This window comes from Pseudomonas sp. FDAARGOS_380 (assembly GCF_002591235.1).
GTDB classification, from domain to species: Bacteria; Pseudomonadota; Gammaproteobacteria; order Pseudomonadales; family Pseudomonadaceae; genus Aquipseudomonas; species Aquipseudomonas salmasensis.
Window position 1 is genome coordinate 2,199,170 of the sequence record NZ_CP023969.1, and the last position, 21,450, is coordinate 2,220,619.

Consider the following 21,450-nt stretch of genomic DNA (forward strand, 5'->3'; position numbering starts at 1 on the left):
ACCCGAGACCAAAGAAATACAAAAATTAGAAATGAGAGGAGCGGTACATGAAGAAGTCCACCTTGGCTGTGGCTGTAGCGTTGGGCGCAATCGCCCAGCAAGCAGGCGCTGCCGGTTTCATCGAAGACAGCAAGGCCACACTGGGCCTGCGCAACTTCTACATCAACACCGATAACCGCGAAGGCGCTGGTGCGAACAAGAACGAAGAGTGGGGCCAAGGCTTCGATCTGCGTTTCATCTCCGGTTACACCCAAGGCACCGTTGGCTTCGGTCTTGACGCAATCGGCCTGCTGGGCGTTCGCCTGGATTCGGGTGGCGGTACCAACGGCGCGACTGCCAGCTCCTACGGCGGCACCATCTTCCCGAGCAAGTCCAATGGCGAAGCCGTTGATAACTACTCGAGCCTGGGCCTGACCGCCAAGGCCAAGATTTCCCAGACCGAACTGAAGCTGGGTACCTTGCAGCCTAAGCTGCCGGTCATCGTCACCAACGATGGTCGTATGCTGCCGCAGACCTTCCAGGGTGGCCAGATCACCTCCAGCGACATCAAGGACCTGACCCTGGTTGCCGGCCAGATCGAAAAAGCCAAGGGCCGTAACTCCAGCAACAACGAAAGCCTGTCCATCTCCGGCGCCAACAGCCGTGGCGTGAACTGGCGTTCGAGCAACAAGTTCTACTACGCCGGTGGCGACTACAAGATCACCAAGGATCTGACCGCCCAGTACTACTACGGCAACCTGGAAGATTTCTACAAGCAACACTTCCTGGGCCTGACCCACAACTGGGCTATCGGTCCTGGCGTGCTGAAGTCTGACCTGCGTTACTTCAACAGCTCCGACGATGGTAACAACGGCAACCAGTCCGCTTACTTCTCGACGGGCAACTACAGCGGCGTGAACTCCGGCCGTGGCAAAGTCGACAACAACCTGTACAGCGGCCTGTTCCTGTACTCGGTGGCCGGTCACACCTTCGGTGGCGGTTACCAGGTCAGCAACGGCAGCAGCGACTTCCCTTGGCTGAACCAGGGTGACGGTTCGTCGGCTTACATCACCACCGACATGCAGATCCAGAAGTTCGCCCGTGCCGGCGAGCGTACCTGGCAAGCTCGCTACTCCTACGACTTCGCCAAAGTCGGCGTACCTGGCCTGACCGCGGGTGTGGTTTACCTCAAGGGCGACCATATCGACACCGTCGCCAGCAACCGTACCGAGTTCACCGGCCAGTCCGAGTGGGAACGTGACATCACTGTTGCCTACGTCGTACCGGAAGGTCCGCTGAAGAACGTCGGCGTGGCATGGAAAAACGCTATGTGGCGCAGCGACATCGCCAACGCGCGTAACCAAGACGAAAACCGCTTGATCGTCAGCTACTCGATCCCGCTGTTGTAAGACTGTAAAACCTTGCCCGGCGCAATGCCGGGCAAGGTGTCTTGCTGTTCAAGTCGGGCTCAACCCCCGCAAGCCCTTCCTGAACCCTTCTTTTTTGCAGCGTCTCAAGGCCTTCTCGAACCTTGAAAGCGATGTTGGCCTCAGGCCGTTCCCAAGTCCAATGAACTGATTTTTAATATTCTTTTATCGTCTAGATAAATCGATATTTATTCTTTTTAAATCACAAGAAATCCATGCACAGTGGGCTCCATAAGCACTCACCAGGAGCCATACCATGAGCCTAAGACTGGGCGACATCGCCCCCGACTTCGAACAGGATTCCAGCGCCGGCAAGATTCGTTTCCATGAATGGCTGGGCGACAGCTGGGGCGTGTTGTTTTCCCACCCGGCGGACTTCACGCCGGTGTGCACTACCGAACTGGGTTTCACCGCCAAGCTCAAGGATGAATTCGCCAAGCGTGGGGTCAAGGCCATCGCCCTGTCGGTAGACCCGGTGGATTCGCACCACAAGTGGATCGACGACATCAACGAGACCCAGAACACCGTGGTCAACTTCCCGATCCTGGCCGACGCCGACCGCAAGGTCTCGGACCTCTACGACCTGATCCACCCGAATGCCAGCGATACCCTCACCGTGCGCTCCTTGTTCGTGATCGACCCGAACAAGAAGATCCGCCTGACCATCACTTACCCGGCCAGCACCGGGCGTAACTTCCATGAAATCCTGCGGGTGATCGACTCGCTGCAGCTGACCGACAACCACAAGGTGGCGACGCCGGCCAACTGGCAGGATGGGGACGAAGTGGTGATCGTGCCGTCGCTCAAGGACGAGGAAGAGATCAAAAAACGCTTTCCCAAGGGCTATCGCGCGGTGAAGCCGTACCTGCGCCTTACCCCACAACCCAATCGTTAAGGCTGATATCGCCATCGCGGGCAAGCCCGGCTCCCACAGTTGACCGCATTCCCCTGTGGGAGCCGGGCTTGCCCGCGATAGCGGCCTTATCAACAACACATGTTTCCAAACCGTCTCACACAGCAGGGGTTTTCAGGCCGTTTCGACGGCCTTTTTTTTCGCCTGGCGATTGATTAAACGCTTATGTATTTATGGAATAAACAAATGAATAAATAAGATTTATAGATATATAAATCTGCTGATAAGGTCTATCCCATCTTGGCGCCATCGCCGTACAGCGAACCGCCGACACTTGCTCAAGGAATCTCCTGCATGCTGGTCGTAACACTTGGAGGCAGCCCCAGCCAGCGTTCCCGCTCTGGGGTCTTGCTGGATAAAACCCGTCAGTGGCTGCAACAGCAAGGCGTGGAAGTGGTGAGTTACCAGATACGGGACTTCCCGGCTGAAGACTTGCTGCACGCGCGCTTCGACAGCCCCAAGGTCATCGACCTGCTGCAACAAGTCGCCAATGCCGACGGCTTGGTAATCGCCACGCCGGTGTACAAGGCGTCGTTTTCCGGGGCGTTGAAAACCGTATTGGACCTGCTGCCGGAGCGTGCTTTAGCCCATAAGGTGGTATTGCCGATGGCGACCGGCGGCAGCATCGCCCACATGCTGGCGGTGGACTACGCCCTGAAGCCGGTGCTGTCGGCCCTCAAGGCCCAGGAATTGCTCCACGGTATTTTTGCCGAAGACAGCCAGATCGCTTATGGCGAAGGCAGCGTGCAGGCGCAACTGGTGCCGGTACTCGAGCAGCGTCTGCACGAAGCCCTGGAGCAGCTCTACAGCGCCATGGCGCGCCGGCCAAAACCGCTGGACCCTGACGTATTGAATGAACGTTTGTTGAGTGCTCGCTGGAGCATCTGAGCCTCACCCCGAAAAGCTGGAAACCCTCACCTTACTCAGCCGACAACGGCCAAGCAGGTGCAGCCAAAACCCTAATCGCACAGTTGGAGAGAGCGCCATGCGCACTGTCATCTTGCGTCGTGGTCTGGTCGCACTCTTTGCTGCGGCTGTGTCCTTCGGCGCCATTGTTCAAGCCCACGCCGCCGAGACCTTGCGGATCGGTTATCAGAAGTACGGCACCTTGGTGCTGCTCAAGGCCAAGGGCACCCTGGAAAAACGCCTGGCCGCCCAAGGTGTGCAGGTGCAGTGGACCGAGTTTCCCGGTGGCCCGCAATTGCTCGAGGGCCTGAACGTCGGCTCCATCGACTTCGGCGTTACCGGCGAAACCCCACCGGTGTTTGCCCAGGCGGCTGGCGCCGATCTGCTCTATGTCGCCTACGAACCACCCGCACCTACCAGCGAAGCGATCCTGGTGCCCAAGGACTCGCCGATCACATCGGTGGCCGAACTCAAGGGTAAAAAGGTCGTGCTCAACAAAGGCTCCAACGTGCACTACCTGCTGGTGCGTGCCCTGGAAGACGCCGGCCTCAACTACACCGACGTGAAGACCGTGTTCCTGCCGCCCGCCGATGCCCGTGCCGCGTTCGAGCGTGGCAGCGTGGACGCCTGGGTGATCTGGGACCCGTACCAGGCCGCCGCCGAGAAGCAACTGCAAGCGCGCACCCTGCGAGACGGCACCGGTATCGCCGACAACCATCAGTTTTACCTGGCCACCAAGCCCTACGCCGAACAACACCCGCAAGTGATCAAGGCGCTGGTGGAAGAAGTGCGTGCGGTAGGCGAATGGTCCAAGGCCAACCCCCAGGAAGTGACTGACCAGGTCGCGCCACTGCTCGGCCTGCCGGCAGATATCACCCTCACGTCGGTGAAACGCCAGGGCTATGGCGCGCTGTTTTTGACCCCGGCAGTGGTCGCCGCCCAGCAGAAAATCGCCGACAGCTTCTACCAACTCAAATTGATCCCCAAGCCCTTGAGCATCAAGGACGTGATCTGGACGCCACCCGCCGCGGTTGCCAAAGCGCCGTAATCCGACTTCATTCAGGAGACAACTCCATGAGCCTCAATATTTTCTGGTTCCTGCCCACCCACGGCGACGGTCATTACCTTGGCACCGCCGAAGGCGCCCGCGCTGTCGACCACGGTTACCTGCAACAAGTGGCCCAGGCCGCTGACCGCCTGGGTTTCGGCGGGGTGTTGATCCCTACGGGTCGCTCCTGCGAAGACTCGTGGTTGGTGGCCGCTTCGCTGATCCCCGTGACCCAGCGCTTGAAATTTCTGGTTGCCCTGCGCCCCGGGATCATCTCCCCGACCGTGGCCGCGCGCCAGGCCGCGACCCTGGATCGACTGTCTGGAGGTCGTGCGCTGTTCAACCTGGTCACCGGTGGCGATCCGGAAGAACTGGCTGGCGACGGTTTGTTCTTGAGCCATGAAGAACGCTACCAGGCGTCGGTGGAATTCACCCGCATCTGGCGCCGTGTGCTGGAAGGCGAGACCGTGGACTACGACGGCGAACACATCAGCGTCAAAGGCGCCAAATTGCTCTACCCACCGATCCAGCAGCCACGCCCGCCACTGTATTTCGGCGGTTCCTCCGAGGCCGCCCAGGACCTGGCGGCCGAACAGGTGGAAATGGTGCTGACCTGGGGCGAGCCGCCGGCAGCCGTCGCCGAAAAAATCGCGCAAGTACGCGCCAAAGCCGCAAAGCTTGGGCGCACGGTGCGCTTCGGTATTCGCTTGCATGTGATCGTGCGCGAAACCAATGACGAAGCCTGGAAAGCCGCCGACAAACTGATCTCCCACCTGGACAACGAGACCATTGCCCGCGCCCAGGCGTCCTTGGCGCGCTTCGATTCGGTGGGCCAGCAACGCATGGCAGCCTTGCACGGCGGTAGCCGTGACAACCTGGAAGTCAGCCCCAACCTGTGGGCCGGCGTCGGCCTGGTACGTGGCGGCGCAGGGACGGCGCTGGTGGGCGATGGCCCAACGGTTGCGGCGCGGGTCAAGGAGTACGCGGACCTGGGTATCGATACCTTTATCTTCTCCGGTTATCCACACCTGGAAGAGTCGTATCGGGTGGCGGAGCTGTTGTTCCCGCACCTGGATAGCGAACGTCCCGAGCTGCCCAAAAGCGCCGGCTACGTCAGCCCGTTCGGCGAGATGGTCGCCAACGACATCCTTCCCAAAGCTGCGTCACAGAGCTGAGGCGCCGTTATGGACTTAGAAAAAATCAGCCATCGCGTGGCGCCCTGGGTGCTGCCGATCTTATTGCTGGCGGTGTGGCAGTTGTCAGTGTCGGCGGGTTGGTTGTCGACGCGCATTCTGCCAGCGCCGAGTGCAGTGATCGAAGCCGGGGTTAACCTGGTGGTCAGCGGCGAAATCTGGACGCACCTGGCCATCAGCGGCTGGCGCGCCGGCCTGGGTTTTGTGATCGGTGGCAGCATCGGCTTGGCCCTGGGCTTTATCACCGGGCTGTCGAAGTGGGGCGAACGCTTGCTCGACAGCTCCGTGCAGATGATCCGCAACGTGCCGCACTTGGCGCTGATTCCGCTGGTGATCCTGTGGTTCGGCATCGATGAGACCGCGAAGATTTTCCTGGTGGCTCTGGGGACCTTGTTCCCGATCTACTTGAACACCTACCACGGCATCCGCAATGTCGACCCGGCACTGGTAGAGATGTCGCGCAGCTATGGCTTGTCCGGTTTCAGCCTGTTCTGGCAAGTGATCCTGCCGGGCGCGCTGCCGTCGATTCTGGTGGGGGTGCGCTTCGCCCTGGGCTTCATGTGGTTGACGCTGATCGTGGCGGAAACCATCTCGGCCAGTTCCGGCATCGGTTACCTGGCGATGAATGCCCGTGAATTCCTGCAAACCGACGTGGTGGTGCTGGCCATCGTCATGTACGCCATCCTCGGCAAACTGGCCGACCTCGCAGCCCGTGGGCTGGAGCGTGTGTGGCTGCGCTGGCACCCGGCGTACCAAGTCAAAGGAGGTGCAGCATGACCGCTCAACAACCTCCGCGCTTGTTGAAGGGCATTCCGCTGGCGGTGCGCAAATTGCGCAAGGCCTTTGGTACCCGCGAAGTGCTCAAAGAGATTGACCTGCATATTCCCGCAGGGCAGTTCGTGGCCGTGGTCGGCCGCAGTGGTTGCGGCAAAAGTACCTTGCTGCGTCTGTTGGCGGGGCTGGACAACGCCAGTGGCGGCGAGCTGCTGGCCGGCTCCGCACCACTGCACGAAGCGATTGAAGATACGCGGTTGATGTTCCAGGAAGCGCGCTTGCTGCCCTGGAAAAAGATCATCGACAACGTCGGCCTGGGACTCAGCGGTGACTGGCGCCCCAAAGCGCTGCAAGCGCTGGAAGCGGTCGGCTTGGCCGAGCGCGCCAATGAATGGCCGGCGGCGTTGTCCGGCGGCCAGAAACAGCGCGTAGCACTCGCCCGGGCGTTGATCCACCAGCCGCGCCTTTTGCTGCTCGATGAGCCGCTGGGCGCACTGGATGCCCTGACCCGCATCGAGATGCAGCAACTGATCGAAAACCTGTGGCGCAAGCACGGTTTCACGGTGTTGCTGGTGACCCACGACGTCAGCGAAGCCGTGGCGATTGCCGACCGCGTGATTCTGATCGAAAACGGCGAAATCGGCCTGGACCTGACCATCGACCTGCCACGCCCACGGGCCCGTGGCTCACACCGCCTGGCGGCGCTGGAAGCCGAAGTGCTCAACCGCGTGCTGTCGCTCCCCGGTTCCCCACCGGAACCCGAACCTGTTTCACCGCTGCCGACGCAATTGCGTTGGGCTCAATAACCCACACAGGAAAAACACCATGACGATTAAAGCCATCAACGTGCGTAACCAGTTCAAAGGCACCATCAAGGAGATCGTGGTCGGAGACGTGCTGTCGGAAATTGACGTGCAGACCGCGTCCGGCATTGTCACTTCGGTGATCACCACCCGTTCGGTCAAGGAGTTGGAGTTGGTGATCGGCAGTGAGGTGATTGCCTTTGTGAAGTCCACTGAGGTGTCGATTGCCAAGTTGTGATTTTCACCGCCCTTGAGAGCGCTATCGCAGCGATGCGGCGACCCGACAAGCCAGCTCCCACATTTGAATGTATTCACATATCAAAATGTGGGAGCTGGCTTGCCTGCGAAGACGGCCTAACAGTCAATATAGTTGGACCGTGTACATATCCATTCCTGCGGTAACGGCCACCTAGGGTTCCGCCCTGACGGCGGCTCACTTTTGAAAAGCGCAAAAGTAAGCAAAACGCTCTTGCCCCACCACTCGGCACCTCGCTTAGGCTCGGTGTGCCCGAACACAGGCTTGAATCCGTGGGCCGCCGCCACGCGCCATCCATGGCGCGGGGCGGCTAACCCGGCGTCCTGCCGGGTTACCCACGAATTCAAGCCTGCGTTCGGCCAGCGTGGTTTAACGGGGCGCCTAAGATCAAAAGCAGATCAAGAGCGGCTCGCTTCGCATCGTGGTAACCGTCTGCTGCTACAGCCCACACAGTTGTGTAGATACCTATGCTGCGATGAGGCCGGCCCAGACAACACCGCATTCAGCGCTTGGGCAGGTAGGCCGGCAAATAAAGCCCCACATACGCATCAAACACCCGCATCCCTTCCTCCGCCATGCGCGGCGTAATCAGCCCATGCTGATGCACCGAGCGCGCGTACACGCGGTCGCTCAACTCCAACGCCAGGGCAAACACATCCACGTCGCTCGGTAGCGTTGGCACTTCAAAGTGGCGATTGAACACCGCCAGCATCAAGTCGCCCAATTCCAGATCATGCTGGCGATCAGCCTGGGTCACTTCGATCAACCCATGCTGGGCCAGGATCAACTGGCGTGCCGCGGCATCATTGCTGTAAATGCTAAGCATGCGTTGTTCGACGATGTAGGACAGGTCGCGCCAATGCTGGAGTGAGTCATGCTCGATGGGCGCCTGGATGGCAGCGCGAAAGGCCGCGTGAATGTCAGCGGTCAACGCCTCCAGCAACGCCGGCACACTGGCGAAAAAGTGGTACACCGACGACGGCGGAATCTGTGCCCGTTCGGCCACGCTGTAGATCGACAAACTCGCCACGCCTTCGGCGGCCAGCAAGGTGCGGGCGGCGTCGAGGATCGCGTCGATCCGGGCCTGGCTGCGGGCGCGGGGTTTGCGAACAGTGGCGGGGCGGGTGGTCATGGATGTCTCCTACAAGGCAGCGGGCATTGTATGAGTAGGAAGGTTGTGTTGTCTGCCAAGCCGCCTTCGCAGGCAAGCCAGCTCCCACAGTGGATCGCATTTCAAGCTTGGAACTCGGTCAAAGGTGGGAGCTGGCTTGCCTGCGATGAGGCCAACCCGGTTTCCCAAAATAAACCCATAAAAAAACGCCACTGACCAAAATCAGCGGCGTTCTTTTTATTGCAGCAACCGCTTACACGGTATGCAGGTACCAGTTGTACTCAAGGTCGGAGATGGAGTGTTCAAACTCCTCCAGCTCACTTTCCTTACAGGCGACGAAGATATCGATGTATTTAGGATCGATGTACTTGGCCATCACCTCGCTGTCGTCCAACTCGCGCAGGGCATCGCGCAGGTTGTTCGGCAAGCTCTGCTCGTTCTGCTCGTAGCTGTTGCCTTCCACCGGAGCGTTCGGCTCGATCTTGTTGGTCAGGCCGTGGTGCACGCCCGCCAATACCGAGGCCATCAGCAGGTAAGGGTTGGCATCGGCGCCGGCCACGCGGTGTTCGATACGCACGGCATCGGACGAGCCGGTAGGTACGCGAATCGCCACGGTGCGGTTATCAAGGCCCCAGCACGGCGAGTTCGGCACGTAGAACTGTGCGCCGAAACGACGGTAGGAGTTGACGTTAGGGCACAGGAACGCCATTTGGGCGGGTAGGGTCTCCAGCACACCGCCGATCGCGTGACGCAATGCGGCGTTCTGCTCGGGATCCTCGCTGGCAAAGATGTTCTTGCCGTCCTTGTCCAGAATGGAGATGTGTACGTGCAAACCGTTGCCTGCCTGGCCTGGGTAAGGCTTGGCCATGAAGGTGGTGTCCATCTCATGGTCGTAGGCGATGTTCTTGATCAGGCGCTTGAGCAGTACCGCGTAATCGCAGGCCTTGATCGGGTCGGCAACGTGGTGCAGGTTCACTTCGAACTGCGCCGGGGCACTTTCCTTGACGATGGCGTCCGCCGGGATGCCTTGCTCTTTGGCGCCTTCCAGAATGTCCTGGAGGCAATCGACGTATTCGTCGAGGTCGTCGATCAGGTAGACCTGTGTCGAGTGCGGGCGTTTGCCGGAGATCGGCGAGCGGGGCGGTTGCGGGCGGCCGTTCACGTTCTCCTGGTCGATCAGGTAGAACTCAAGCTCGAAGGCGGCGCAGATGGTCAGACCGAGGTCGTCAAACTTGGTAACAACTTGGCGGAGCACTTCGCGCGGATCGGCGAAGAAAGGTTCACCTTCGAGTTCGTGCATGGTCATCAGCAGTTGCGCGGTAGGGCGCTTTTGCCAGGGTTCATTGCACAGGGTGTCGGGGATTGGATAACAGATTCGGTCAGCATCACCGATGTCCAGGCCCAGGCCGGTGCTTTCCACCGTAGAGCCGTTGATATCCAGGGCAAATAAAGAGGCAGGCAGGTTAATGCCCTTCTCGTAAACCTTGTGGAGGCTGGTGCGTTCGATGCGCTTACCGCGCACCACACCATTCATATCCGCAATTAGAAGGTCTACGTACAGAACCTCAGGATGATCCTTAAGGAACGCGTTCGCTTCGTTAAGCTGAACGGCACGCGGGGGTACCGACATGATGCAACACCTTTGTTGTTAAAAATATCAATCATTGATCTTTTCTGGTTTCAGTCAACCCGAACGGCCTGCCGAAGTCAAGCGAGGCATTTTTTGCCCTAAAAAAGCGCCACGAAGCCTTTTTTGCGGGGTTTTGGGGCGATTTTTTGGGTTTGAGGGGCTTGGGACCTGCAGGCTTGAGCGGGCCGTGTAGGATTTTTTACGGGGGTGTTGTGTAAAAAAATGAACAAGGCTAAGCTCGATTCAAACCCATAACAGCAATAATACCGGGGTGCTTCATGTTTCACCTGCCGCCAATCGGCGTCTGCGCCTGCTCCAGCCAGGCTTTGTCCGCAGCTCGTTCGCCCCGTGTGAATGCCCAGGCACCGGCCAATATTCTTGACGGCCCGGCCGATCTCCTTTTTGCCATCTCCTACGCCACTGACCTGCCCTCATCCGCTGTGCCGATCGTGATTCTGCACAACTTTGGCCTGAGGAATGCAACCCATGGGCAAATGGCAGGTAAGCTCCTACCCTGAATGAAAAAACGACGCGGATGCTGCGTCAACCAACGCCTGGCCTTTAATGGATGCCAGGAAACCCAGCCCAGAGGCATTTATGAGTAACAACCTCGACCAGCTCACCGATTGGTTGAAAGACCACAAGATCACAGAAGTCGAATGCATGATTGGCGACCTCACCGGTATTACCCGGGGCAAGATCTCGCCGACCAACAAGTTCATTGCCGAAAAAGGCATGCGCCTGCCCGAAAGCGTTCTGTTGCAGACCGTGACCGGCGACTATGTCGAAGACGACATCTATTACGAATTGCTCGACCCGGCCGACATCGACATGATCTGCCGCCCCGACCAGAACGCGGTATTTCTGGTGCCGTGGGCCATCGAGCCGACCGCCCAGGTGATCCACGACACCTACGACAAGCAAGGCAACCCGATCGAGCTGTCGCCGCGCAACGTGCTCAAGAAAGTCCTCAAGCTCTATTCCGACCGCGGCTGGCAGCCCATCGTGGCGCCGGAGATGGAGTTCTACCTGACCAAGCGCTGCGAAGACCCGGACTTCCCGCTGCAACCGCCGATTGGCCGCTCCGGCCGCCCGGAAACCGGTCGCCAGTCCTTCTCTATAGAAGCGGCCAACGAATTCGACCCGCTGTTCGAAGACGTCTACGACTGGTGCGAACTGCAGGAACTGGACCTCGACACCCTGATCCACGAGGACGGCACTGCGCAGATGGAAATCAACTTCCGTCACGGCGATGCCCTGTCCCTGGCCGACCAGATCCTGGTGTTCAAGCGCACCATGCGCGAAGCCGCGCTCAAGCACGACGTGGCCGCCACCTTCATGGCCAAGCCCATGACCGGCGAGCCCGGCAGCGCGATGCACCTGCACCAGAGCATCATCGACATCGCCACCGGCAAGAACGTCTTCTCCAATGAAGACGGGACCATGAGCCAACTGTTCCTCAACCACATTGGCGGCCTGCAGAAATTCATCCCTGAATTGCTGCCTTTATTCGCCCCCAACGTGAACTCGTTCCGCCGCTTCCTGCCCGATACCTCGGCGCCGGTGAACGTGGAATGGGGCGAAGAAAACCGCACTGTCGGCCTGCGCGTCCCGGATGCCGGCCCGCAGAACCGCCGCGTGGAAAACCGCCTGCCGGGCGCCGACGCCAACCCGTACCTGGCGATTGCCGCCAGCCTGTTGTGCGGCTACATCGGCATGGTCGAAGGCCATAACCCGAGCGCGCCGGTGGTGGGCCGTGGTTACGAGCGACGCAACCTGCGTCTGCCGTTGACCATCGAAGACGCCCTGGAACGCATGGAAAACAGCAAGACCATCGAGAAATACCTGGGGCAAAAATTCATCACAGGCTACGTCGCGGTCAAGCGGGCCGAGCATGAAAACTTCAAGCGCGTGATCAGTTCGTGGGAGCGGGAATTCCTGCTCTTCGCCGTCTGATGCGCCGGGCGCGCCCTTGGAAGGCGTGATCCCCGTAAATGACGGCCGTCATTTACGGGGATCACGCCCTCCAGGCGCGCCCTTCACTGAAAAGTCTAGGAGATCGGTATGTCCAGCAACAACCCGCAAACCCGTGAATGGCAAGCCTTGAGCAATGATCACCATCTGGCGCCGTTCAGCGACTTCAAGTAATTGAAAGAGAAAGGCCCAAGGATCATCACCAAAGCCCACGGCGTTTACCTGTGGGACAGCGAAGGCAACAAGATCCTCGACGGTATGGCCGGCCTGTGGTGTGTGGCGATCGGTTACGGTCGCGATGAACTGGCCGATGCCGCCGCCAAGCAAATGAAAGAACTGCCGTACTACAACCTGTTCTTCCAGACCGCACACCCGCCGGTATTGGAGTTGGCCAAGGTCATTTCCGATGTCGCGCCGGCCGGCATGAACCACGTGTTCTTCACCGGCTCTGGCTCCGAAGGCAACGACACCATGTTGCGCATGGTCCGCCACTACTGGGCGATCAAGGGCCAGCCCAACAAGAAAACCATCATTGCCCGCAAGAATGGCTACCACGGCTCTACCGTCGCCGGCGCCAGTCTGGGCGGCATGACCTATATGCACGAGCAGGGCGACTTGCCGATCCCGGGCATTACCCACATCGCCCAGCCGTACTGGTTTGGCGAAGGCGGCGACATGAGCCCCGAGGAATTCGGTGTGTGGGCCGCCAACCAGTTGGAAGAGAAAATCCTGGAGCTGGGCGTGGACAACGTCGGCGCCTTTATTGCCGAGCCGATCCAGGGCGCCGGTGGCGTAATTGTGCCGCCTGCCACGTACTGGCCGCGCATCAAGGAAATCCTCGCCAAGTACGACATTCTGTTTGTCGCCGACGAAGTGATCTGCGGTTTCGGCCGTACCGGTGAGTGGTTCGGTAGCGATTTCTACGACCTCAAGCCACACATGATGACCATCGCCAAGGGCCTGACCTCGGGCTACGTGCCCATGGGCGGCCTGATCGTGCGCGACGAAGTGGTGGCGGTGCTCAACGAAGGGGGCGATTTCAACCACGGCTTTACCTACTCCGGTCACCCGGTCGCTGCGGCTGTGGCCCTGGAAAACATCCGCATCCTGCGCGATGAAAAAATCGTTAACCGTGTGCACGAAGAAACGGCACCGTATTTGCAGAAACGTCTGAGGGAACTGGGCGATCATCCGCTGGTGGGTGAAGTACGCGGCGTCGGCATGCTCGGGGCGATCGAGCTGGTGCAGGACAAGGCGACGCGCAAGCGTCACGAAGGCAAAGGCGCCGGCATGATCTGCCGAACCTTCTGCTTCGAGAATGGCCTGATCATGCGCGCCGTGGGCGACACCATGATCATTTCGCCGCCGCTGGTCATCAGCAAGGCTGAAATCGACGAGCTGGTAACCAAGGCCCGCCATTGCCTGGACCTGACTTTGGCTGCCTTGCAGGGCTAAGTGCTAGGCTCAGTGCGCGGTGCATTGGGCAGTTAAAAATGCAGGGGCTTTGGTTGAAAGCCGGCCCCTGAACTTGCCAGACTGTCGCCCTGTTTTGTTGCCCTTCGGTTGGGCCGTAAAACATACAACGCTTGTGGCCCAAAAAAGAAAAAATTGGAGCATCACCAAATGAAGGCATTAGGTTTGAAGAACGCTGGCAAGACCCTCCTCGCCTTGTCCCTGATGGGCGCAATGGCGGGCGCGGCCCAGGCAGACAGCAAAGTGCTGCACGTCTACAACTGGTCCGACTACATTGCACCGGACACCATCGCCAACTTTGAAAAAGAGTCGGGCATCAAAGTGGTGTACGACGTTTTTGACAGCAACGAAACCCTGGAAGCCAAGTTGCTGGCGGGCAAGTCCGGCTACGACATCGTCGTGCCGTCGAACAGCTTCCTCGCCAAGCAGATCAAGGCAGGTGTCTACCAGGAGCTGGACAAGTCCAAGCTGTCCAACTACGACAACCTGAACAAATCCCTGCTCAAGGCTGTATCGGTCAGCGACCCGGACAACAAGCACGCCTTCCCGTACATGTGGGGCTCGATGGGCATCGGCTACAACCCGGAGAAGGTCAAGGCCGCACTGGGCGTGGACAAGATCGACTCGTGGGACGTACTGATGAAGCCGGAAAACATCGCCAAGCTGAAAAGCTGCGGCGTGAGCTTCCTCGATTCGCCAACCGAAATGCTGCCGGTAGCGCTGCATTACCTGGGCCTGCCGACCGACACTACAAAGAAGGCTGATCTGAAACAGGCCGAAGACCTGTTCATGAAAATCCGTCCTTCGATCGGCTACTTCCACTCGTCCAAGTACATCTCCGACCTGGCCAACGGCAACATCTGCGTGGCTGTGGGCTACTCGGGTGACATCGAACAGGCCAAAACCCGCGCGGCTGAAGCCGGTGGCAAGGTCAAGATCGCCTATGACATTCCCAAGGAAGGTGCTGGCAGCTTCTTCGACATGGTCGCCATTCCCAAGGATGCCGAAAACGTCGACGCTGCCTACGCATTCATGAACTACCTGCTCAAGCCAGACGTCATGGCCGCGATCACCAACAGTGTGCGTTTCCCGAACGGTAACGAGAAAGCCACCGCCCTGGTCGATAAAGACATCACCAGCGACCCGGGTATTTATCCGTCGGCCGAAGTGCAATCCAAGCTCTACGCCATTGCCGACATGCCGGCGGCAACTCAGCGTGAAATGACCCGTAGCTGGACCAAAATCAAATCCGGTAAATAACGCACAAACCTGTAGGAGCGAGCTTGCTCGCGAAAATCGTCAACGATAACGCAGCGCCTCTGGTCGCCCGCGTTGCCTGTGAGTTCTTCGCGAGCAAGCTCGCTCCTACAAACAGCGGCAACCGTACAGAAAATAAATGACAGAAAGTTTTGCCGGATCGGTTTATCGACGGTAAGTTGCGCGCCGGTTTTGTTGCCGGGCAACAACTTCAAGGCCCCAACTATTAAGAGGACCTCCACTTGCCAATTTCTTTATTTCGCAAAGCCATGCTGGTGGGTGCAGGTATCACGCTGGCTGCCAGCGTGCAGGCCGCACCGACGGTGCATATTTATAACTGGTCGGACTACATCGGCCCCGACACCTTGGTCAACTTTGAAAAGGCCAGCGGTATCAAGCCCGTGTATGACGTGTTTGACTCCAACGAAACCCTGGAAGGCAAGTTGCTCGCCGGGCGTACCGGCTACGACGTCGTGGTGCCGTCCAACCATTTCCTGGGCAAGCAGATCAAGGCTGGCGCGTTCCAGAAGCTCGACAAGTCACTGCTGACCCACTACGCCAACCTCGACCCGGTACTGCTCAAACGCCTGGAAAAGAACGACCCGGGCAACCAATACGCCGTGCCGTACCTGTGGGGCACCAACGGCATTGGCTACAACGTCGACAAGGTCAAGCAAGTGCTGGGTGTCGACAAGATCGACTCCTGGGCTGTGTTGTTCGAACCGGAAAACATGAAGAAGCTGGCCACTTGCGGCGTGTCGTTCATGGACTCGGCCGATGAAATGCTGCCGGCAGTACTCAACTACATGGGCCTGGACCCCAACAGCACCAACCCGGCCGACTACAAGAAAGCCGAGGAAAAATTGCTGAAAGTGCGGCCCTACGTGACCTACTTCCATTCCTCCAAATACATCTCGGACTTGGCCAACGGCAACATCTGCGTGGCGGCCGGTTTCTCCGGCGATGTGTTCCAGGCCAAGGCTCGCGCAGCAGAGGCGGGCAAAGGCGTGAACATCGCCTACACGATTCCAAAAGAAGGCGGCAACCTGTGGTTCGACGTGCTGGCGATTCCCAAGGATGCCAGCAACGTCAAGGAAGCCCACGCCTTCATCAACTATTTGCTGCAGCCTGAGGTGATCGCTCAGGTCAGCGATCAAGTCGGTTACGCCAACCCTAACCCAGGGGCGGACAAACTGATGGAGCAATCGATACGCACTGACGCAGCGGTTTACCCACCGCAGGCGGTTCTCGAGCGGACATTCGTCAACTTTGAGCTACCCCCGAAAGTGCAGCGTTTAATGACCCGTAGCTGGACCAAGGTCAAGACGGGCAAGTAAGGCTCAAACTATCCAAGGCTGGCCCGCATTGGGCCGGCTGCACAGTTTTTTTTGGGAGTTTCGTAAATGGCAGTTGCCTCCGGCGCCTATAAGAAAGCCCTCGAGGGCGACCAGACACCGAAAAAGGTGCTGGTCAAAATCGACCGGGTCACGAAGAAGTTCGACGAGACGATTGCCGTGGACGATGTGTCCCTGGAAATCAAGAAAGGCGAGATCTTCGCCTTGCTCGGCGGTTCGGGTTCGGGCAAATCCACCTTGCTGCGCATGCTTGCAGGTTTCGAGCGCCCAACCGAAGGTCGCATCTACCTCGACGGCGTGGACATCACCGACATGCCGCCCTACGAGCGGCCGATCAACATGATGTTCCAGTCCTACGCCTTGTTCCCGCACATGACCGTGGCGCAGAACATCGCCTTCGGCCTGCAACAGGACAAGATCCCCAAGGCTGAAGTCGACGCACGCGTGGCCGAGATGCTCAAGCTGGTGCAGATGAGCCAGTACGCCAAGCGCAAGCCGCACCAGTTGTCCGGCGGCCAGCGCCAGCGTGTAGCCTTGGCCCGCTCCTTGGCCAAGCGCCCGAAACTGCTGCTGCTCGATGAGCCGATGGGCGCACTGGACAAGAAGCTGCGCTCGCAGATGCAACTGGAGTTGGTGGAGATCATCGAGCGCGTTGGGGTGACCTGCGTGATGGTGACCCACGACCAGGAAGAGGCCATGACCATGGCCGAACGCATTGCGATCATGCACCTGGGCTGGATCGCCCAGATCGGCAGCCCCATCGATATCTACGAAACCCCCACCAGCCGCCTGGTGTGCGAGTTCATTGGCAACGTCAACATCTTCGACACCCAAGTGGTGGACGACGCTGAAGGCCACGCGGTGCTCAAGTGCCCGGACCTGGATCGCGACATCTACGTGGGCTACGGCATCGCCACCTCGGTGGAAGACAAGTCGGTGACCTATGCCATTCGCCCGGAAAAGCTGTTGGTGACCACCGAGATGCCGACCTGCGAGCACAACTGGTCCAGCGGCAAGGTCCACGACATCGCCTACCTGGGCGGCCACTCGGTGTTCTACGTGGAGCTGCCGAGCGGCAAGCTGGTGCAGTCCTTCGTCGCCAACGCCGAACGCCGTGGCCAACGCCCAACCTGGGGTGACCAGGTGTACGTGTGGTGGGAAGACGACAGCGGCGTGGTACTTCGCTCATGAACATGAAGAAATTCAAGCGGCGCTTGGATCGCATCGTGCCCAATGGCAAGCAGGTGGTCATCGGGATTCCCTTCCTCTGGCTGTTCCTGTTTTTCGCACTGCCGTTTTTCATCGTGCTGAAAATCAGCTTTGCCGAAGCCGATGTGGCGATCCCGCCCTATACCGAGATCTATACCTACGTTGAGCAAAAGCTGGAGGTGGTGCTGAACCTGGCCAACTACAGCTTGCTGGCCGGCGACGAGTTGTATATTGCCGCCTACCTGGGCTCGTTGAAGATGGCGTTTTTCAGCACGCTGCTGTGCCTGCTGATCGGCTACCCGATGGCCTACGCCATCGCCACCGCGCGCAAAGAAATGCAGACCGTGCTGGTGCTGCTGATCATGATGCCGACCTGGACCGCGATCCTGATCCGCGTGTATGCGTGGATGGGCATCCTCAGCAACAACGGCCTGCTCAACGGCTTTTTAATGTCCATGGGCTTGATCAACGAGCCGCTGCAGATCCTCAACACCAACATCGCGGTGTACATCGGCGTGGTCTATTCGTACCTGCCGTTCATGATCCTGCCGCTCTACGCCAACCTGGTGAAGCACGACCAGAGCCTGCTGGAAGCCGCTTCCGACCTGGGGTCGAGCACCTTCAACAGCTTCTGGAAAATCACCGTGCCGCTGTCCAAGAACGGCATCATCGCCGGTTGCATGCTGGTGTTTATCCCGGTGGTGGGCGAGTTCGTGATTCCTGAACTGCTCGGCGGCCCGGAAACCCTGATGATCGGTAAGGTGTTGTGGCAGGAGTTCTTCAACAACCGTGACTGGCCGGTGGCATCTGCCCTGGCGGTGGTGATGCTGGCGATCCTGATCGTGCCGATCATCCTGTTCAACCGCAGCCAAGCCAAAGAGCTGGAGGGCAAGATATGAAGCGCTTTCGTTTCTCCAGCTTCATGCTGGTCGCAGGCTTGTTGTTCATCTACCTGCCGATGTTGATCCTGGTGATCTACTCGTTCAACGAATCCAAGCTGGTGACAGTGTGGGGCGGTTGGTCGATCAAGTGGTACGTGGGCCTGTTGGACAACACCCAGTTGATGGGCTCGGTGGCCCGCTCCCTGGAAATCGCCTGCTACACGGCGGTGGCGGCGGTGGCGTTGGGTACCCTGGCAGCCTTCGTGCTGACGCGTATCAGCCAGTTCAAGGGCCGCACGCTGTTCGGCGGCCTGGTGACGGCGCCGTTGGTGATGCCGGAAGTGATCACTGGTCTGTCACTGTTGCTGCTGTTCGTGGCCATGGCGCAGATGATCGGCTGGCCCCAGGAGCGTGGCATTGTCACCATCTGGATCGCCCACACTACCTTCTGTGCGGCGTATGTGGCGGTGGTGGTGTCGGCGCGCTTGCGTGAGCTGGACCTGTCGATCGAAGAAGCGGCGATGGATTTGGGCGCACGGCCGTGGAAGGTGTTCTTCCTGATCACCATCCCGATGATCGCGCCGTCGCTGGCGGCGGGCGGCATGATGTCGTTCGCGCTATCGCTGGACGACCTGGTACTGGCCAGCTTCGTGTCGGGCCCCGGTTCCACCACCTTGCCGATGGAAGTGTTCTCGGCGGTGCGCCTTGGGGTTAAACCCGAGATCAACGCCGTGGCCAGCCTGATTCTGTTGGCGGTGTCGCTGGTGACCTTCCTGGTGTGGTTCTTCAGCCGTCGGGCCGAAGAGCATCGCAAGAAGGCCATTCAGCAGGCGATTGAAGAAGCGGCGGCGGATGGCTGGCAACAGCCGGACAAGCGCCGGGCGCCAGCCCCGGTCTAATCAGGCCTACCTGAAGAAACCGGATCAAAATGTGGGAGCGGGCTTGCTCGCGAATGCTGAGTCTCAGTCACCAGATGTCTCGACTGATCCACCGCATTCGCGAGCAAGCCCGCTCCCACATTTGATTGCATTCCAGGTTGATTACGCAGCCCACGGCGACGTGCGGATCACCTGCACAAAATTCATCGGCTTGAACCCCGGTTCCTGGTCCACCAGCACATCGGTCTTCACGTTGCCAAACGTGGTCTGCGGGCGATGGCGCAAGCCGTCGGCGAATGCGCAGATGATGCACTCCTTGAACCCTTCACCCCGTGGATGCGCATGCACCACCGCTTCGCGCTGCACGCTGCTGAAGGCGGCGTAGTCCATGCCCAGCACGTCCATCTCCACACCAGCGGTCACCAATGCCACCGTGGGGCGCAGGTGTTTCGGCACGCCCGGCGTGGTGTGCAGGGCGATGGACAACCACACTTGTTCAATATCGTCATCGCTCAACCCATAAGGCTTGAGGAACGCAGCGGCGGCGTTGGCGCCGTCCACTTCGAAACGCTCGTCGTCACTGCGGTGGCCTTCCACCAGGCCCAGGTCATGGAACATCGCGCCAACGTAGAGCAACTCCGGGTTGTAGGCCAATCGCTTGCGCTCACCGCTCAAGGCACCGAACAGGAAGACCCGGCGCGAATGGTGGTAGAGCAGGTCGGACTCGACGTCACGGATGTATTCGGTGGTGGCCCTGGCCAGGGCGCTGTCAGGAATCTGGATACCGGCTATGGTGGTGCTCATGGTGGATCTCCTCTGGAAAGATTCCAGTCTGGTCCCATGACCCTGGAGCGGCTATCGCCACAGGGAGGCGATCCCGGCCAATGTGATGCCACATCGTGCCAAGCCTATAGGCGATCCCCTGTGGGAGCTGGCTTGCCTGCGATAGCATCACCTCGGTGTACCTGAGGTACCGAGGCGTCTGCATCGCAGGCAAGCCAGCTCCCACAAGGGGGTTGTGTTTATTGAGTTGGAAGAGGTGTTTGTGAGTATGGGCAAAACCGTCGCCATCCTGATCTTTCCCGGTGTCCAGTCGCTGGACGTGACCGGGCCGATGGATGTGTTCTGCGAGGCCAACCGCTTCCTGGCGCCCGAGGATCACTATCGGCTGGAAGTACTCGGCTTCGGCCACGGCGCCATGGCGGCCTCCAACGGTTTGTCATTGCAGGCGCACAAGCACTACAGCGAAGCTCGGCAACCCTACGACCTGCTGCTGGTCGCTGGTGGCCCGCAGTTACCCTTCGAAGATTTCGGCCCCGAGTTTGACGCCTGGCTGCGCACGGCCGCCGCGAAGGCGCAGCGCTTCGGCTCGATCTGCAATGGCGCCTTCATGCTGGCCCGTGCGGGCCTGCTGGACGGCAAGACCGTCACTACCCACTGGAATGACGCCGCCAGCCTGGCGCGCCTGTGCCCATCGGCTCAGGTCGAAGCCGACCGTCTCTATGTGCAAGACGGTAAGCTCTACACCTCCGCCGGGGTCACGGCAGGTATTGACCTGTCGTTGTACCTGCTGGCCCAGGATCACGGCCCGGAAGTCGCCCTGAGCGTGGCCAAGCGCCTGGTGGTGTTCACCCAGCGCTCGGGCGGGCAATCGCAGTTCAGCCCGTTCCTCACTCCCCATGCCGAAACCACCTCGGCGGTGGCACTGGTGCAGCTGTACGTGTTGGCCAACCTGACGGGAGACTTGACCATTGCCGACCTGGCCAAGGCGGCCAATATGAGTGCGCGCAATTTCTCCCGGGTGTTTGCCCGTGAAGCGCGGATTACGCCGGCGGAATTTGTCGAGAGGGCGCGCGTGGATGCGGCGCGGGTGATGCTTGAAAGCAGCCACGCACCGCTTAAAACCGTGGCCTATCAATGCGGCTTTCGCGACGCCCAGCACATGCGCAGTGTGTTCAACCGCCGGCTGGGCGTCACGCCGCAACAGTTCAGGCTTAACTTTGCGGCGCCGGTTTGAGCGTGTCGTAGGCTTCCAGGGCGCGCAGCGAGTAGATGTAGGCCGCGCCTGCATTCAGCGAGATCGCGGTGGCCAGCGTGGCCGCCACTTCTTCGCGGGTTGCCCCGGCCTTGATGGCGGCATCGGCATGTACGCCGATGCAACCGTCGCAGCGGGTGGTGATCGCCACGGCGATGGAAATCAGTTCACGGGTCTTGGCGTCGAGTACATTGTTTTCCTCGGCAGCTTCCCCCAGCGCCATGTAGGCTTTGACCATCTTCGGGTTGCTCTTGCCCAGTGAGCCAAAGGCTTTCTTTACGGTAGGCAGCAAGTCGGACCAGTTATTGAACATTGCAGTGACTCCTGAACAGGTTGGGTGTGAAGCCA

General features: G+C 59.5%; 20 protein-coding genes and 1 pseudogene. 17 read left to right on the forward strand and 4 right to left on the reverse strand.

Annotated features, from left to right (window positions below):
• The first annotated feature begins 47 nt into the window (after positions 1-47).
• The 8 genes from CRN80_RS10300 to CRN80_RS10335 all read left to right on the forward strand — a co-directional run bounded on the left by CRN80_RS10300 (position 48) and on the right by CRN80_RS10335 (position 7,281).
• Positions 48-1,388, forward strand: a complete 1,341-nt coding sequence (locus CRN80_RS10300) for an OprD family porin (RefSeq protein ID WP_032894627.1) — start codon at positions 48-50, stop codon at positions 1,386-1,388.
• 274 nt (positions 1,389-1,662) lie between these two features.
• Positions 1,663-2,301, forward strand: a complete 639-nt coding sequence (locus tag CRN80_RS10305) for a peroxiredoxin (protein ID WP_098950086.1) — start codon at positions 1,663-1,665, stop codon at positions 2,299-2,301.
• Positions 2,302-2,613: 312 nt separating this feature from the next.
• Positions 2,614-3,207 (forward strand): NADPH-dependent FMN reductase, encoded by a 594-nt coding sequence (gene ssuE / locus CRN80_RS10310; RefSeq protein WP_020301824.1) that lies wholly within the window; start codon positions 2,614-2,616, stop codon positions 3,205-3,207.
• A 97-nt stretch (positions 3,208-3,304) separates the two neighbouring features.
• Positions 3,305-4,273: a sulfonate ABC transporter substrate-binding protein gene (locus CRN80_RS10315; RefSeq protein WP_098950087.1), complete on the forward strand. Its 969-nt coding sequence runs from the start codon at positions 3,305-3,307 to the stop codon at positions 4,271-4,273.
• A gap of 26 nt (positions 4,274-4,299) precedes the next feature.
• Positions 4,300-5,448, forward strand: a complete 1,149-nt coding sequence (gene ssuD / locus CRN80_RS10320; protein ID WP_098950088.1) for an FMNH2-dependent alkanesulfonate monooxygenase — start codon at positions 4,300-4,302, stop codon at positions 5,446-5,448.
• A 9-nt stretch (positions 5,449-5,457) separates the two neighbouring features.
• Complete coding sequence (gene ssuC / locus CRN80_RS10325; RefSeq protein ID WP_003195258.1) at positions 5,458-6,243, forward strand: aliphatic sulfonate ABC transporter permease SsuC; 786 nt, start codon at positions 5,458-5,460, stop codon at positions 6,241-6,243.
• The gene (gene ssuB, locus CRN80_RS10330) at positions 6,240-7,046 is read left to right on the forward strand and encodes an aliphatic sulfonates ABC transporter ATP-binding protein (protein ID WP_032894631.1); all 807 of its coding nucleotides are present in this window, start codon (positions 6,240-6,242) and stop codon (positions 7,044-7,046) included. Before ssuC ends, ssuB begins: the two co-directional genes overlap by 4 nt.
• A 19-nt stretch (positions 7,047-7,065) precedes the next feature.
• Positions 7,066-7,281: a molybdopterin-binding protein gene (locus CRN80_RS10335; protein ID WP_003176783.1), complete on the forward strand. Its 216-nt coding sequence runs from the start codon at positions 7,066-7,068 to the stop codon at positions 7,279-7,281.
• A gap of 520 nt (positions 7,282-7,801) precedes the next feature.
• On the opposite strand, the gene CRN80_RS10350 is transcribed toward CRN80_RS10335, so the two are convergent.
• Both CRN80_RS10350 and CRN80_RS10355 read right to left on the reverse strand, forming a co-directional pair.
• Positions 7,802-8,431, reverse strand: coding sequence for a TetR/AcrR family transcriptional regulator (locus tag CRN80_RS10350; RefSeq protein WP_098950090.1), 630 nt, complete (start codon positions 8,429-8,431; stop codon positions 7,802-7,804).
• Between the two features lie 232 nt (positions 8,432-8,663).
• Positions 8,664-10,040, reverse strand: coding sequence for a glutamine synthetase family protein (locus tag CRN80_RS10355; protein WP_003195252.1), 1,377 nt, complete (start codon positions 10,038-10,040; stop codon positions 8,664-8,666).
• Positions 10,041-10,318: 278 nt separating this feature from the next.
• Here CRN80_RS10355 and CRN80_RS10360 point away from each other — a divergent pair, with 278 nt between their 5' ends.
• The 8 genes and pseudogenes from CRN80_RS10360 to CRN80_RS10395 all read left to right on the forward strand — a co-directional run bounded on the left by CRN80_RS10360 (position 10,319) and on the right by CRN80_RS10395 (position 19,088).
• The gene (locus CRN80_RS10360; RefSeq protein ID WP_080765515.1) at positions 10,319-10,558 is read left to right on the forward strand and encodes a hypothetical protein; all 240 of its coding nucleotides are present in this window, start codon (positions 10,319-10,321) and stop codon (positions 10,556-10,558) included.
• A gap of 79 nt (positions 10,559-10,637) precedes the next feature.
• Positions 10,638-11,996 carry a glutamine synthetase family protein gene (locus CRN80_RS10365; protein ID WP_003195249.1) on the forward strand — a complete coding sequence of 453 codons (1,359 nt, stop codon included), beginning with the start codon at positions 10,638-10,640 and terminating at the stop codon, positions 11,994-11,996.
• Between the two features lie 108 nt (positions 11,997-12,104).
• A pseudogene (locus CRN80_RS10370) lies at positions 12,105-13,469 on the forward strand (aspartate aminotransferase family protein).
• Between the two features lie 183 nt (positions 13,470-13,652).
• Positions 13,653-14,747, forward strand: coding sequence for a polyamine ABC transporter substrate-binding protein (locus tag CRN80_RS10375; RefSeq protein WP_032897707.1), 1,095 nt, complete (start codon positions 13,653-13,655; stop codon positions 14,745-14,747).
• 239 nt (positions 14,748-14,986) lie between these two features.
• Positions 14,987-16,081: a polyamine ABC transporter substrate-binding protein gene (locus tag CRN80_RS10380; RefSeq protein WP_098950091.1), complete on the forward strand. Its 1,095-nt coding sequence runs from the start codon at positions 14,987-14,989 to the stop codon at positions 16,079-16,081.
• A 66-nt stretch (positions 16,082-16,147) separates the two neighbouring features.
• A complete protein-coding gene (locus CRN80_RS10385) occupies positions 16,148-17,290 on the forward strand; it encodes an ABC transporter ATP-binding protein (RefSeq protein WP_003195240.1) in 1,143 nt (380 codons plus the stop codon).
• Positions 17,287-18,207, forward strand: a complete 921-nt coding sequence (locus tag CRN80_RS10390) for an ABC transporter permease subunit (RefSeq protein WP_003195238.1) — start codon at positions 17,287-17,289, stop codon at positions 18,205-18,207. The genes CRN80_RS10385 and CRN80_RS10390 overlap by 4 nt, the downstream gene beginning before the upstream one ends.
• Positions 18,204-19,088: an ABC transporter permease subunit gene (locus CRN80_RS10395; RefSeq protein ID WP_003195236.1), complete on the forward strand. Its 885-nt coding sequence runs from the start codon at positions 18,204-18,206 to the stop codon at positions 19,086-19,088. Before CRN80_RS10390 ends, CRN80_RS10395 begins: the two co-directional genes overlap by 4 nt.
• Positions 19,089-19,229: 141 nt before the next feature.
• On the opposite strand, the gene CRN80_RS10400 is transcribed toward CRN80_RS10395, so the two are convergent.
• Positions 19,230-19,871, reverse strand: coding sequence for an HD domain-containing protein (locus tag CRN80_RS10400; RefSeq protein WP_098950092.1), 642 nt, complete (start codon positions 19,869-19,871; stop codon positions 19,230-19,232).
• A gap of 247 nt (positions 19,872-20,118) precedes the next feature.
• Here CRN80_RS10400 and CRN80_RS10410 point away from each other — a divergent pair, with 247 nt between their 5' ends.
• On the forward strand, positions 20,119-21,084 hold the full coding sequence (locus CRN80_RS10410) for a GlxA family transcriptional regulator (protein WP_032897709.1): 966 nt from the start codon (positions 20,119-20,121) through the stop codon (positions 21,082-21,084).
• Here the strand turns inward: CRN80_RS10410 and CRN80_RS10415 are convergent.
• The gene (locus CRN80_RS10415) at positions 21,062-21,415 is read right to left on the reverse strand and encodes a carboxymuconolactone decarboxylase family protein (RefSeq protein ID WP_034128991.1); all 354 of its coding nucleotides are present in this window, start codon (positions 21,413-21,415) and stop codon (positions 21,062-21,064) included. The genes CRN80_RS10410 and CRN80_RS10415 overlap by 23 nt on opposite strands.
• Positions 21,416-21,450: the final 35 nt, after the last annotated feature.